This window comes from Paenibacillus amylolyticus (genome assembly GCF_050990605.1).
Taxonomy (GTDB): domain Bacteria; phylum Bacillota; class Bacilli; order Paenibacillales; family Paenibacillaceae; genus Paenibacillus; species Paenibacillus amylolyticus_H.
In genome coordinates, this window is sequence record NZ_CP158832.1 from 5,124,844 (window position 1) to 5,139,539 (window position 14,696).

The window sequence follows — 14,696 nt, forward strand, 5'->3', positions numbered from 1 at the left end:
CCCTGCCTTCATCTAGTATTGGAACCCTTGCGCCCTGCTCGGCTACGTCCCGCCTTGGCAGATTTGCGTCTGCGACTAGCCGATTTCCCCATATGCGGACGCGGTCCCTTCGTTGTACGGGGTCTCCCCTTACGTCTGCCAGTTCCGGAAGTACGTTTCAGCCCCTCACGTTCTCGGCGAGAACGAGGTGCAAGTGGCTTGCGACGACGTTTCCTCGTTTTGCCCCTCTGTTGAATCAGCTTTGCAGCTGGGCAAGTATCTGAGGCAACAGGAGCATCGTGACCCAATGCGATTGGAGGTAATGAGGAATGTGGCAACGCCTGTATGACGGTCAGTGGGAATAACAGTGCCCGAACCGTAGCCGGCGCCAGAACCAGTACAGTGCGTAGTCCTCCCTCCCCATAGGCATACACAGGTCCATTCGGAGGTTGGATATAAGCAAACCATCCGGGAAAACGCAATAACCACTGTGTCACCATCGTATGCAGTTTCGTTCGGTAGGTTTCAACGCCGTAGAGCCTTTCCGCTTCTGTCCGATTGCGCCACCCCGTATTTGAGGCCAGCTCTGCATCATTCAGCAAGGTTGTTGCCAAGGTGACAAGCGCTTCGGTATCACCCGGTGGGGCCAGAAATGCATCACTGCCTACGGATTCCATTAATTCCTTCAGTCCACCCTGAGCGAAAGCGATGACCGGTTTGGCAAAATAGAGACCCTCCAGTGCGGTCATGCCGAATCCTTCTTTGACCATGCTCGGGATGACCAGGATATCCATCGCGGTATATGCCAGAGATACATTCTCTTCAAATGTAGTGAAGGTAAATCGGCGTGAATATCCGGATTTTTTCACCCGTGATACACACTCGTCGTAGTACTTTTTATCCGACGCTGCCCCGATGATCCAGAAGCGACAGCGCGAATGCGTTTCACAGATCTTCAAGGCCATATCCACAAAAGGTTTCAACCCTTTGGCATCATATATAAATGAAGAAATATAACCGATACAGGTCTGCGATGATTTGAAACCGAGCTCCTTACGCTTGCGTTCGCGCAGATGAACCCAGCGGTCCGGTGCTGGTAGCGCGGGTTCCCAAGTTGGGGAAATGATGGTCACTTTGTCACCCATGCCCGCTTCTTGGAATGGGGCCACCGCTGTCTCGGATATACCGATAATCCAGTCTGCATAGCGACCAATCATCTGAATCGCCTCGGTTGTATGTTCATTCGTATGAATGATCTCGGTAATCTTCCAGATGACCGGAATCTGGAGGGACTTTGCGGCTACAGCCGGCATCACATTAACGCAGGTGTTTGTTAACACCATATCGGGAGCAGTCTCCCGTATTAGGGAGACTGCTTCCTGATACGCTGGTGTATGGCGAAGATGCTCCGCATCATCTGCAATGCCCAGGTAAGGTGTGTACACACCGTGAAGCATCGGCAGAGTGCATATTTTGACCTGAATGCCGAATCTTCGCGCAAGCCCCGCAAGCTTTCCCTCCTGAGGGGCTACGAGCACACATTCAAAGATCGTACCGATCTCTCTCATAAAATGAAGCAGCAGCTTCTCGGCACCTGTAATGCTGCGAGTATTGCACACATGGGAAAATAACATCATCTTTGGTTTCGTTGCCATGGCCGCACGGACCCTGTACACGGGTATCTGATACAGGGTACTGTGCACACCTCCTCCCGGCCAGAATTAAGGGAATATGATGGTTAACATTTCATTAATTCTTTTGCCATACGTGTGGTCTTTCAGTGTACGTTCGAGTCCACGAAGGGCAATCTCACGGCGTTCCTTCTCATGAGTAAGATAATATTCCACCTTGTCGAGTAACTCCTGCGGCGAGGAATATGTCTCAATCTCCACACCTGGCTTGTAGAAACGCGCAATGTCATCCCGGGTGTCGGTCAGCTGTAGCGTAGTGGACGCGGCAATTTCAAACGTTCTCGGGTTCGGTGAGGCTGGCGGGATTTTGAGGTGATTATTATTGACGGAATCATCTTCATGGGATCGATGCAGGTTGATGACAATTTTGGTGCCATTGTACACATCATTGGTCTCCGGCGGACTCATCCAGCGACCGAGCTCAATCTTTTCGCCATAGGCAGTGTAGTCAGGCAGGCGATCCCACCAGATTCCGTTAAATACCGTATTGTGTGACATCAACTGAGGCATGATCGGATTGAAGAAGTATACCCGGTTCCAGTAGGCCGAGCCGATAAAGCTGACATCCCGTTTTAACGGGGAAGGCGTTGTAATCGGAAAGTAATGATTGGTGAATGCGGCAAAAGGGAGGTAGTGGACTGACGCACAGCCGATTTGTCGATATAGTTCGATACAGTTCAGTTCCAACGTAAAGACATGGTCATAATGTTTTACGATATCAAGCGTCATGTCTGTATAGTACGGGTCATCGGTCAGCCAGATCGCCGTCTGAATGCCAGCTTGACGAATCGCATCGATATGCTCGATGGTAATATCCATTCCATCCAGCACAAGCACCAGATCAGGACGCGTCTGCAGCGCAATTTCAGAAACCGGTTGACGCGGATCAGAGAGGGTTACTTGAGCTACCATACCCTGTAGTGTGGCCATAATGGCCTCATCCAACGGGGAGTAAGGGAAACCTTTACCCGAGGATACATACAGCACGTGAAGCTGTCGGAAAGGCAACGGTTCCTGTGCACAATTCACAATATAGTTGGCGCGACCACGCAGATATCCTTCTTCCTTACCTGCGTCATATCCGGCATGTTGCCCATTTTTGCGCGCTTGATCAGCCAGGCTCAGTACAGGTGCATGAACCTTTTTGGTTTTACGGTGTTTGAGAGACATACCGCCACTCCTTTTTTTTTGGGATAGGATTCTTGTTGATGCTGCACTTCAGCCGGAGATTACAAATGTTCCAGCAACTGACCGATCCGGCGAGTGAATGTATGCTGGTTCATCGTGGTGAGAAGTCCACGCCACGCCATCGCCTGTCGTTCTTCTTCATGCTTCAGATAATAGTGGATCTTGCGCTGAAGTTCTGCTGCGTTGGTGAACGTCTCGATGTCATATCCCGGTTTATAATAACGGGGTAAATCTGCACGTGCATCCGTGATCTGCATGGTGCCGCATGCGCTGATCTCATACGTGCGTGGATTAATCGAGTGACCTTCAAGATGATGTGTATTGCGATTGTCTTCCCCATTCTCGCAAGTCCGGTGAATGTTAATGACAATCTTGGCGCCATTGTAATAATCTACTGTCTCTCCCGGAGCAATCCATCCTTCGTGGATGAAACGGCCTAGTACATCAAAGCGTGCCAACCGGTTCCACTGGCTACCCGCAATGAATACCTTTTTGTCCGCAAGAAAAGGGGCCAGCTCATCAAACAAGGCAATCCGGTTCCAGAATCCGGTACCGATAAAACAAATATCGTGCTGATGCTGCGGTGCGGTGCGCCGCGGTTGAAACATGCCTGGATTCACCGCGAGTGGCATATAGATGACCCGTTTCGCTCCATGTCCCAGATAGAAGGGCACCGCGGCCTCTTCATGCGTGAACACGACATCATAGTGCCGGCAAAGGGACGTTGTATCTTCGGTGAAATACGGATCATCCACAAACCACACGGCAGTTCGGATACCGAGTGCACGTATGCCATTCACCTGCTCCAGATGATCTGCGGGAAATACATGCAGACCATTCATGACGAGCACGACATCGGGCCGATGCTGACTGGCTTCCTGCAACATCGCTGCTGGCGATCCAACAACGCATTCACGTACAGATTGCTGCAGAGCCAAGGTGACACCTTCATCGATGGCATCGAACCCTTGTGGAATATACAGCACCTTCATGTCCCGCAGGGTCGGTTCAAACATCTGCACCCGCTCCATTATGGCTTGACAGCCGCCAAATCTGCGGCCTTCTGCATATCCGCCGCGGTAAGCTGTCTCCGCTTCGGTCAGCGGACGGTGTCTTCGTTCTGCCACATTCTTCACCTTGTCTTCCTTCAGGAGATCTCACTTCCAGACTCTCCCCGAGATTGGTCTTCCCTCTAAAGGATATGCCTCGGGGTCAGATGCATCATGGACGGGTGTCCTGCAAGGCGCAAAATTGGCGCTTGCCCTCCACATCCGCCTGTACGGGCATGTCCGCTTTTGCGGCGATGCAAATAGCCCGGAGGGATCTGCCCCCCGGGCTAACTGCTGGACAGGTATCATTCCATGCAGGAATAATCGTGTCTACTCGGTTACTGTGCTTTGTACGCCAGCTGATGTCCGTCCTCGAATCCCTTGGCGAAACCCGCGTTGAATCCCTCGTTGTACGCCTCGTTGTATCCCTGGCTGTACGCACCGTCTGGATTCGGATCGGTAGGGGTAGCCGGGACGACTGGTTGTACGGGCTTCGGACTCCGGTGCCGCCGTACCGCACGTTTCTTTTTTTTGAGCCACGCACTGCGTCCTTTAAGTGGGCGTTTGTGGAGAACACGTTTGGCTCTGAGCGCACGCAGCCTGCGAATTTTGCGCAGACGGGCTCCACGGATTAACAAAGCTCTTTTGGTTCTCAGTCGTATTTTCTTCTTCTTTAACATGTCAACATTCCTCCTGTATGTCCCGAACGATACGAATTGCACACCCGGGTTCTTTGAGCCACGGCAACCCAGGCTCCCCATGCTGGATTCGGGCCAACCTGATTCCCGTAACCATACGAGACATTTCTTCCTGATAGCGACTCAGCAAACGAATGTTCTCGGCCAGACTGCGGGCGGATACTTCCGAATGAGCGGTTACACTGGCTACACTGTCCAGAATGCGTGCCAGCGCCTGCTGACTGTGTGCAATGGATTCAATGAGCGCCAGTTTGGCTTCCTGCTCACGCCGCATCAGACTCATTTTCCCATGTCTCCCAGATCCATGCCGCCAAACATGCCACCGTCCAACCCGCCACCATCTTCGCTGTCGTTCTGTACCATCACTGCTTTGAGATTGTTGCACAGTCCGGTTTCCATCCGGGTTAATCCTTCCAGCAATTCCACCAGCTGATCATGCATTTTGAGCGGCTCGCCTACCTGATCCCCATGCGTCAGAAAGGTATCCCCATTCAAATGATTCAGTGTCCAGTTTCGTACCTTCTCGGCCTCAATCGCTTTTGCCTCCAGGATCAGGGCTATATTCCACTGCATCTTGGCTGCCGCGTCCAGCATCAGAATGAGGCTCTGTTCTCTACTCATTTTCCTTCACCCGCCTTCCGGGCTTATTCTTCCTCTTGAACCGCGATCTCCCGCATGACTTGGGTCAGCGTTTCCGCTACAGCCTCTTCCAGATCTGCAAGGCCCCCCAAGTAAGAGATAATGCTTTTGTTGATTTGCCCAGAGCTGTCCAGCAGACCGTCAACGCCATCCAACTCCGGTTCGATATCTGGCAAATGATTGATGATTTCAGACATGCGCACAGCGACTTGGCGTTTGGCATCCAGCACACGTGCGATCTGCTGGTGAGAGTGTGCAATATGTGTGATGATTTCATCGATTTTGCTCTGCATGGTCCTCCTCCTTACCGTCACGGCCTGCTTCACCCATAGAAAAATCCGGCCTATCAGCATTTGCCTGTTACAGCATATGCCGGGCCGGTATCGTCAGTTACTACAGCTTGCGCCTATATCGTTAGATGACATAACTCCAGTCGGAAGAATATCGACTGAGGAATTGCCGAGTACGTTCCTGCTTGGGACGCACAAATACCTCTTCAGGAGTTCCTTCCTCTACAACAGAACCTCCATCCATGAAAACAACCCGATTGGCCACCTCACGGGCAAACCCCATTTCATGGGTGACGACAATCATGGTAATCCCCTCTTGAGCAATGGAGCGGATGACAGACAACACCTCACCCACAAGCTCGGGGTCCAGTGCCGAGGTCGGTTCATCAAACAAAATCACTTCGGGATTCAGTGCCAGTGCTCTGGCGATCCCCACCCGTTGCTGTTGTCCACCGGATAACATACTCGGATACTCATTGATTTTGGCAGACAGTCCGACTTGTTCAAGCACATGCAAGGCGCGAGTGCGGGCATCGGCTTTGGACATTTTCTGGGCAATAATCAAGCCCTCCGTGACGTTATCCAGCACAGTCTTGTGTTTGAACAGATTATAATGCTGGAAGACCATCGCCGTTTTCCGTCTCAATTGCACAATGTCATGTTTGGGGGCATGCTTGCAATCCACGGTCAATCCACTGATCTGAACCTCGCCTTCATCGGCACGTTCCAGAAAATTGACGCAGCGCAGCAGCGTTGTTTTACCTGATCCACTCGGTCCAAGGATCGCAACAACATCACCCTGCTCCACGGTCAGATTAATCCCTTTCAATACTTCCTGCTTGCCAAATGTTTTGTGTATGTTCGTTAGTGTAATCATGACACACCTCCTTTGCTGTACACGGCAACCCGACGCTCAAGCACAGCGGTAATCCGCTCGGCAATGATGGTCAGCCCCCAGTAGATGAACGCAGCCGCGATAAAGGCCTCCAGAAATTTCAGACTGACGGATGCCACCACATCCGCTTTACCGAGAATGTCCATCTGCGACACGGTAAAAGCGAGGGTTGAGCCGTGCAGGAACCCGACAAACATGCTGCACAGATTAGGCAATACCGCCCCGATCGCTTGAGGGATGATGATGCGCCTTAAAGCCTGGAATGTGCTCATGCCCACAGCATGGGCGGCTTCCATCTGGCCGATATCCACGGCAAGAATGCCTGAACGGATAATCTCGGACATATAGGCACCCGCAGTGAGCGAGAAGGCAATCAATACAAATACGAGAATCGGGATCGACGAGGACTGGAAAGCCCATCCATAACGTTCCGCCAGTTTGTCGATGATCATCGGAATCCCGTAATAGATGAGGAATAGATGCATCAGCATCGGTGTTCCACGCAGGAATGAAACGTAGAAGTCAGCAATGCGGTGAATCCACCGCACACGATAAATACGAATCAGAGCCGTAGCCAGACCGATTCCGAAACCTGCAATCAACGGAATAATCGTAATGACGAGTGTCAGTGGCAATGCCTTCAGAATTTGAAAAAAAGAGGTATAGATAAACTGGAGATCAATCGACATATGCTCACCCCGCTATTCGTTTCAGGCGTTTGACTCGAATTGCCGGTTTGTTTACAACTCTCTTGCGTTCATGACGCTGGAGTCTGCGTTCTGCAACGGCGAATCCTTTTTCAAGTACAATGACAATGACATAATAGACCACAGACAGACTGATATATACCTCAAGTGCGTGGGACGTGGCGGAGATTAGCGTCTGCCCTCTGCCCACCATATCCATAACACCGATGGAGAAGGCCAGAGATGTATCCTTTAATGAACCGATTAACGTATTGGCCATGTTCGGAAAAGCAACAATCAGTGCCTGCGGAACGACAATCCGCCGAAAAGACTGGAATTTCGTCATCCCTGCAGCATAGGCTGCTTCCGTCTGACCTTTATCCACACTGCGCACCGCTCCGCGAAAGATCTCGGCAAAGGATGCCGCGTCACTAAGCGCATAGGTCACAATGACAAATAACAACGGGTCGGTTCTCGACAGGTCGATCCCAATCGGCTTGAGTAACTCGGGAAGTCCGTAATACACCAGGAACAATTTGATCAGGATCGGTGTGCCCCGCATGAATGAGACGTACAGGGTGGCCAGCTGGCTTAGTACTGGAATCCGATACAGCCGGGGAATGGCCAGAAGCACACCGCCCACCAGTCCGAGCACGATGGAGCCACCCAGTACAATCAGTGTTATATGCAAATATCGTAGCAGTTCCGGGATGAAATCCAGAACCAATGACAGATCAAATGATTTTCCCATTACTGCTGCACACCTTTCTCAGACTACTCTTCAACCGTATAGTCAGCCCCAAGCCACTCTGTGCTCAGTTTGCCTAATGTTCCGTCTTCTTTGATCGATTTGAGCGCTTCGTCCACTTTGGTTTTGAGCTCCTGCTCATCTTTGTTCAGAATGAAGTACACTTTGGAGTTGGAGAGGGCATCTCCCACCGTTTTCAGCTGAGCATCAACTGCTTTATTCTGATAATCAATGGCAAACTGAGTGCTGATCGTTGCATCCACCCGTCCTGTTTTGATCTGGGTAATGGTATCCTCACCTGCTCCGGAATAGACGATATCAATCCCGTTGCCGTTCGCTGCATTCCATTTCTCAGCAAGTACAGCTGCATTACTCGTAGCACCAACAATCAGTTTTTTACCCTTCAGATCCTCAATCGATTTTACTTCCTCATTTTTCTGACTTACGACAATTTTATTTGGGAAAATATTATAGGCTTCATCATTAAACAGGAACTTGGCCTGTCTCTCTTCATTCACTTCCATCTGGTGAGCGATCAAGTCAATTTTTTTCGTTTCCAGACTCAGCAGCAGGTTTTTGAAATCCATGGTGCTGAATTCGAATTCGTACTCGGGCAAACGTTTGTCGATCTCCCGGATCAATTCCACATCATAACCTGTTAACTTGCCATTCTCATCAATGAAGCAGACATTCGGGAACTGTGTACCTGTTCCTACAATGATTTTTTTCACTTGTGTGTCGCCTGCTACTGAAGCAGATTCTGACTCATTGCTTGCAGTACCTGTGCTGCATCCAGCCAGAACCGCCAACATTGTAATGAACAGCAGTGCTGTCCGGAATTTTTGAATCCCCCGTTTTTTAACCATTCCCAATCTCCTCCACAGGCTGTTATCACAGCAAATATGATGTGTACTCCCATTCCTCTATCTCATTAACAAACCATTCTTACTTGTATAGTCGGAATTAGGTTGAACAAAGAATATCATTACAAGTCATCTTTGAGCAATAACTTAACTAATAGGACATCCTGATATGGTTATAGGACTTCTCTATAGTACACGAAAAAGCCATCCCCAATACCGATTGGCGGATGGCTTCTTCATGTATGAATCTCATTGGATTAAACCCTTTTGGCGTTACATCACTTGCTGCTTTACTCTCTCATCTATCTGCGACTCGCCCATTTAATTTTACGTGCAACTTCCACTCGCTGTAATTGTAAGAGACCAATCCGTTCCTCGAACTTCTTGCGATCATCCACTGAATGAGCGGCATGAATCTGATGGCAAAGACCTGTCAGTTTGCTGTTGATATAATCAAACCGTGTCCATAATTCCTCTTCAGGTGTGCGTTGCTGCTCCGTCGCCGTCTGAAATATTTTGAGTTGGTGGATAAGGGATTGCTGCCATTCCTGATCCTGGATTTGGATGGCAAAATGCAAAAGATCCAGATAATCATCGATTTGCAACGAAACGCCGCAATCAGGTTTAGTGTTCATCGTCGTCTCTCCTTATTTCAGTACTTGGCTAGAATCCATTACTTCTATCTTACAGGAACAAGCCCACTGAAAGCGAGTACTGAATGATTAAATTTTGGAAAAATAATTATTTTTTTATGTTAAAATATCTTTACATTTCCATTAAGGTAAAATTCACATAACTTTGGTATTGATACATATTAAATTTGTGACGAAAAACCCGTATTAAGGAATCATTTCTTACCTTAACACGGGTTTTTCGTCATGTTTAATATAATATGCACACATGCAATGTCAGTTATTTTTGCCATCTCGCTGCTGTCTGGTCATCAGTAACATGAGAAATGAGATGATGATAATGGAAACAGTCCATGCCCAGGCCATGGTCTGATTGCCTGAATCTACAGCGACATAGATTGCGGTGGGTACCGTTTGTGTTTTGCCTGGAATATTGCCCGCAATCATCAGTGTGGCTCCGAATTCCCCGAGTGCGCGGGCAAAGCCCAGGATGAAGGCGGTCATCAGTGCTCTGCCTGCGAGTGGTAAGGAAATGTAACGAAAGACCTGCCACTCATTCGCCCCAATCGAACGACCCGCATCTTCCAGATCCCGATCCACACCACTGAATCCCGATTTCATCGTCTGATACACGAGTGGAAAAGCAACCACCACCGAAGCAATCACCGCAGCCCACCAGGTGAATATAACCGGTGCGGAGAATATGGCTTCAATCCATTGTCCAAACAGACTTTTACGTCCCAGTATGACAAGCAACAGAAATCCAACCACCGTCGGTGGCAGTACTAGCGGTAGCATAAATGCCGTTTCCAGCAGCGTCTTTCCCCGAAATGAAGTACGTGACATCTTCCAGGCTATCGCGATGCCCATTATGGCAGCCACCACGCTGGATAACAGCGCAACCTGAAGTGACAAACGTACCGGTGACCAGAATACGGACCAGTCTATGGCGTTCACATTCATTCCGGAATGGAGAATCCGTATTTTTCGAAGATATCCAATACTTCAGGGGTTTGCAAATACGCATAAAATTGTTCGGCCTCTGTACGGTGTTTGGTTCCCTCAATAATGCCTATTGGATAATTGGCTGGTGTGTAGCTGTTCTTGTCCACCTCAAACGCAATGTTCACCTGTTCTGAAGTAAGAGCATCCGTTTTATATACAAATCCTGCATCTGCATTGCCTGTCTCTACATATTGAAGAACCTGTCTAACGTCTTTCCCCTGCACAAGCTTGCTTTCCAGTTCATCCCACAGCTTGGCATTGGTTAGAGCTTCCTTGGCATAGGTTCCCGCAGGAACACTTTCCGGAATGCCAATCGCTACCGTCTTGATGGACTCGCTGGTGAGATCCGCTTCGCTGGTTACGGTATTGGTCCCATCTGTTGGCACAATCGCCACCAATGAATTCTGTAGCAGATTTTTCTGATCGCCCGATGCAATCAGGTTCTCATCCACCAGCGCATTCATATTTTTCGTTGCCGCCGATACAAAGATATCAGCCGGGGCACCTTGTTCAATCTGCTGTTGCAAGGCACCCGAGGCGCCAAAGTTAAAATTAAGTTCTATATAAGGATTAGCTAGCTCATAATTGGTTTCAATCTCTTTCATCGCATCGGTCAGACTGGCCGCCGCAGAGATCGTCAGATCTACTGTTTCCTGCGGATCGGTATTGCCTGCTGATGAACTTTCACCTGATACCGCTGGCGTTGAGGTCGTTTGTTCCGCACCCGTGGAGGTATCCGTAGTGCCCGTGCTTGCGCCACAACCAGCCAATACTAGAGCCAGTCCCAGTGACATACTTCCCAACACATATCCGATTCTCTTTCTCATTCATTTCTCCCCCAACGTTATCTTTGGTTATAACTAGTTATAATTGATTATATCTAATTATACACAAGACCGAAAAAATGGGAAGGTGATTAAGATCACATCTGATTTTTGTTATCTGTCCTATGCATTTATTGCATGTTCTCAGGTTTATGGCATCCCTCAATTAATGATATAGTACAAGAAACATTCATAACACAACCATAGTTGCTCTATACCTTTGAAGGAGGATCTTCACTTATGACGGAGGAGCAATCCTACACAACCGAAGAAATATCCAAGCTGCTCAAAATATCGAAACTGACGGTCTATGACCTGATCAAAAAGGGAGACCTCGTCGCATACCGTGTGGGCAAACAAATGCGGATTGATGCAACCGATCTGGAGGCATATAAACGTCGCTCCAAGCAACTTCAATCTTCAAATCAACGCATCCCGGCTTCGGATCAAACCTCGGCATCGGCTTATCAGCCAGGTCATGGTGATTCTCACGGAACTTCCTTACTGTCAGCCACCCCCGCCGGGTCTGCGCATGCAATTCCTCCAGCGAATTCTACCCATACAATGACTTCTGCACCACGGCATCTGGTTATCACAGGTCAGGATGTCAGTCTGGATATCCTAATGCGCCATATGGAAAAACAAACCCGGGACATCCGTCCGCTGCGCTCGTTCATGGGTAGTCTGGACGGGCTTATCTCGATGTATCGCGGTGAGTCCGATCTGGTCAGCACCCATCTGCTTGACGGAGATACCGGTGAATATAATCTGCCGTATATTCGCAAAATCCTGACGGGACGGTCTTATGTAGTGGTGAATTTGCTGTCCCGACCAGCAGGATTGTATGTTGGGCGAGGCAACCCGCTTCATTTGCAGAATTGGACCGATCTGAGCAAGCCCGAACTTCGTCTGGCTAACCGGGAGAAAGGTTCTGGCGCGCGCGTATTGCTGGATGAGCAGCTTCGGCTGCATGGAATTCCTGGCACAGGTCTGATCGGATATGAAATGGAAGAAACCAGTCACATGGGCGTGGCTGCCAAAGTCAGTTCAGGGGAAGCTGATGTCGGAGTTGGCATTGAGAAAGCTGCGCGACTTGTGGGCCAGGTTGATTTTATCCCGCTCACTCAGGAGCGCTATGATCTGGTCATGTTGAGGAAACAAGGCAATAAAGCCTGGACAGAATCGGTACTGCGAATTCTCCAATCGCCGGAGTTCAGGCAGGAACTGCAATCATTCGAGGGCTATGATGTATCGCGAACAGGTGAAATTTTGTACGAAGCATAGTTATACGAAATACAACCAAAAACACTCATGCTAAATGGATGTTACACATCACTCATGCATATACAAAACGCCTTGCAATGGCTGCAAGGCGTTTTTGGTGTTTCTTTCAATATAACATATATGGATGAATGAATTTCTTAATGTGGCAAATCGATCTCAAAAATGAATACACCATACGCGGGCATGTTGATCTCACCCTGAAGTGTTGTACCCGATAGCAACTCTCTTGCTTCCTTTTTAAGCTGGATGGCCGCTTGATGATCCGAGTAGTTGAGTAAAAATACATAAGCTTTATCCTTACCAGAACGGATACCAAGTTCAACTTCGGATGGTACCTCTATCAGGTCATCCACTGGCGAAGATAGCCCTATTTCATCCAGGAGAGCATCTACGACCGGTTCATTGTAAGCCGCCCCATAATACCATACCTGCCCCTGACCTACCGCACGTTTGGTCATAGCAGGACTACCTGCATAATATTCGGATGTATACTCGGCTACGACCTGCACGTCAGGATACTCCACATGAAGGACTTCGTTAAATCCGGTCGTTGTTGTTCCCTCCTGAAGTCGCCCTCTTGTCCCGCTCCATTGCAACGTGGCTGCGGGAACGGTTCCTTTGATTAAGGTGAAATCCTCTACGGTTACACCACACAACTCAGCAACAGCCCCAGGGAATGGTCTCATATAACAATGTCCCTTAAGGTCCTTATAACCCGTGCGCGCACCGAAAAACAGGGTACCTCCTTGACTGACATAAGCTTGCAGCAGTTCTGCTGTCTCGTCTGTCATGATGGCCGGGTGAGCATAGATGATCACCTTATATTGGGATAACGCCTCCAGTGTTGTCGTTGATTGCAGGGTAACCAGATCCGTCGGAATATGACGATACTGGAGCTGCTTATACCAGGAGCGTACGCTCTGCTGATGAAGCGGTCCGTGCCATTCGTCCAACTCTCCGTCCCAGATGTTATCGTAATCCTGCAGGATCGCAACGTCGGCTTGATAGGTAGTCCCGGCAATAACGCGCCCGATCTTGGCAAACTCTTCACCTACTTGCGCAACCTCGCGTACCCTTCTGTTGGGTTGATTATGGTAATCATTGATGCCATGCCAGTACATCTCTGTGCCAAATGTTGCCGTCCGCCAGCGGAAGTAGACAAGCAGATCTGTTCCGTGAAGAACCGATTGATACGACCATAATCGGATCTGTCCCGGTCTTGGCGTACCCATGCCTATGCTGTCGACCCAGCCTCCTGGCCCAGACTGTTGCTCCATAACGCAGAAGTTCGGTGACATGTTGCGTACGTTGGACAGTTTCATGCTCCAGGCCCGGTCTTGTAACGAATTATCATCTGTTCCCGGGAAGATCGTGGCAAACTGCGGATACGAATCATAGGAGAAGAAATCAAGCAGCTCCTCTGTCATTTCATGATTATCCAGGTGTCCAAACGTACCGTTCGTTGTGATCCAATGTTTCGGGTCCAGTTCCCGAATGACGTCCACCTGCAGCTTGGCAAATGAAATCGTATTGGCTGAGATGAATCGCTTTTCATCCAATGCCAAATGTGGGTTGGGCGATGGACTGACCATATTTCGGGTAAGGTGAACTTGCTCCCAATCGGTATAGGTCTGACTCCAGAAAACAGTTCCCCAGGCCTGGTTCAGATTCTCTAACGATTCATAACGATCTTTTAACCACTCACGGAAAGCAACATGATCTGCCTCAGCATAGAAAACATCCATATGACAATTGAATTCGTTATCGATCTGCCAGCCAATGAGAGCCGGATGATCTTTATAGGCAATCACCATATTACGCACGATTTTTTCACATTGCTGTCTGTAGATTGGGCTGCTGTAGTTGGTATGGCGTCGCATGCCATGTTGATACAATACGCCGTCCTTATTCGCGTTTAATACTTCAGGATACTTGGATGTTAACCATGCGGGTGGAGTTGCAGTCGGTGTTCCCAAAATAACACTCAAACCATATTGATGCGCCAGATCCAGTGCCTTCTGGAAAAAACTAAAATCAAACTGGCCTTCTTCCGGTTCAAAAATGGCCCATGCGAATTCAGCCATCCGAATAACGGTGATATTCATCTCTTTCATTCTACGGAAATCGTCTTCCCACAACGCTTCCGACCAGTGCTCAGGGTAATAACAGACCCCCATTTTTAATTCATCCATTTGGATTGATTTTGCCACCTTTAATTGCCCCCT

At 49.1% G+C, this 14,696-nt stretch carries 16 protein-coding genes; 1 reads left to right on the forward strand and 15 read right to left on the reverse strand.

What is annotated here, in order from left to right; genetic code table 11:
• Positions 1–8: 8 nt before the first annotated feature.
• From ABTV53_RS22560 to modA, 14 genes are all read right to left on the reverse strand, one after another.
• Positions 9–1,634, reverse strand: a complete 1,626-nt coding sequence (locus ABTV53_RS22560; protein WP_433746699.1) for a glycosyltransferase family 4 protein — start codon at positions 1,632–1,634, stop codon at positions 9–11.
• Positions 1,635–1,700: 66 nt separating this feature from the next.
• Complete coding sequence (locus tag ABTV53_RS22565) at positions 1,701–2,840, reverse strand: CgeB family protein (RefSeq protein ID WP_433746702.1); 1,140 nt, start codon at positions 2,838–2,840, stop codon at positions 1,701–1,703.
• A gap of 59 nt (positions 2,841–2,899) precedes the next feature.
• Entirely contained in the window at positions 2,900–3,994 is a 1,095-nt protein-coding gene (locus ABTV53_RS22570; RefSeq protein ID WP_433746705.1) for a CgeB family protein, read from the reverse strand.
• 251 nt (positions 3,995–4,245) lie between these two features.
• Positions 4,246–4,587, reverse strand: a complete 342-nt coding sequence (locus ABTV53_RS22575) for a hypothetical protein (RefSeq protein ID WP_433746707.1) — start codon at positions 4,585–4,587, stop codon at positions 4,246–4,248.
• A gap of 1 nt (position 4,588) precedes the next feature.
• Positions 4,589–4,888, reverse strand: coding sequence for a hypothetical protein (locus ABTV53_RS22580; RefSeq protein WP_433746710.1), 300 nt, complete (start codon positions 4,886–4,888; stop codon positions 4,589–4,591).
• Positions 4,885–5,226, reverse strand: a complete 342-nt coding sequence (locus ABTV53_RS22585) for a restriction endonuclease subunit S (protein WP_433746713.1) — start codon at positions 5,224–5,226, stop codon at positions 4,885–4,887. The genes ABTV53_RS22580 and ABTV53_RS22585 overlap by 4 nt, the downstream gene beginning before the upstream one ends.
• A gap of 23 nt (positions 5,227–5,249) precedes the next feature.
• The gene (locus ABTV53_RS22590) at positions 5,250–5,537 is read right to left on the reverse strand and encodes a hypothetical protein (protein ID WP_017692509.1); all 288 of its coding nucleotides are present in this window, start codon (positions 5,535–5,537) and stop codon (positions 5,250–5,252) included.
• A gap of 121 nt (positions 5,538–5,658) precedes the next feature.
• Positions 5,659–6,411, reverse strand: coding sequence for an amino acid ABC transporter ATP-binding protein (locus tag ABTV53_RS22595; protein ID WP_433746716.1), 753 nt, complete (start codon positions 6,409–6,411; stop codon positions 5,659–5,661).
• A complete protein-coding gene (locus ABTV53_RS22600) occupies positions 6,408–7,118 on the reverse strand; it encodes an amino acid ABC transporter permease (RefSeq protein WP_433746719.1) in 711 nt (236 codons plus the stop codon). The genes ABTV53_RS22595 and ABTV53_RS22600 overlap by 4 nt, the downstream gene beginning before the upstream one ends.
• A gap of 4 nt (positions 7,119–7,122) precedes the next feature.
• Complete coding sequence (locus ABTV53_RS22605; protein ID WP_433746722.1) at positions 7,123–7,866, reverse strand: amino acid ABC transporter permease; 744 nt, start codon at positions 7,864–7,866, stop codon at positions 7,123–7,125.
• A gap of 23 nt (positions 7,867–7,889) precedes the next feature.
• On the reverse strand, positions 7,890–8,711 hold the full coding sequence (locus ABTV53_RS22610) for a transporter substrate-binding domain-containing protein (RefSeq protein WP_433754325.1): 822 nt from the start codon (positions 8,709–8,711) through the stop codon (positions 7,890–7,892).
• 317 nt (positions 8,712–9,028) lie between these two features.
• Complete coding sequence (locus ABTV53_RS22615; RefSeq protein WP_433746725.1) at positions 9,029–9,361, reverse strand: hypothetical protein; 333 nt, start codon at positions 9,359–9,361, stop codon at positions 9,029–9,031.
• Between the two features lie 273 nt (positions 9,362–9,634).
• Entirely contained in the window at positions 9,635–10,321 is a 687-nt protein-coding gene (modB, locus tag ABTV53_RS22620) for a molybdate ABC transporter permease subunit (RefSeq protein WP_433746727.1), read from the reverse strand.
• On the reverse strand, positions 10,318–11,190 hold the full coding sequence (gene modA / locus ABTV53_RS22625; protein ID WP_433746729.1) for a molybdate ABC transporter substrate-binding protein: 873 nt from the start codon (positions 11,188–11,190) through the stop codon (positions 10,318–10,320). The genes modB and modA overlap by 4 nt, the downstream gene beginning before the upstream one ends.
• 237 nt (positions 11,191–11,427) lie before the next feature.
• Here modA and ABTV53_RS22630 point away from each other — a divergent pair, with 237 nt between their 5' ends.
• The gene (locus ABTV53_RS22630) at positions 11,428–12,471 is read left to right on the forward strand and encodes a substrate-binding domain-containing protein (protein WP_433746732.1); all 1,044 of its coding nucleotides are present in this window, start codon (positions 11,428–11,430) and stop codon (positions 12,469–12,471) included.
• 137 nt (positions 12,472–12,608) lie between these two features.
• Here ABTV53_RS22630 and ABTV53_RS22635 read toward each other — a convergent pair whose 3' ends face one another.
• On the reverse strand, positions 12,609–14,681 hold the full coding sequence (locus tag ABTV53_RS22635; RefSeq protein WP_433746735.1) for a beta-galactosidase: 2,073 nt from the start codon (positions 14,679–14,681) through the stop codon (positions 12,609–12,611).
• Between the last annotated feature and the right edge of the window lie 15 nt (positions 14,682–14,696).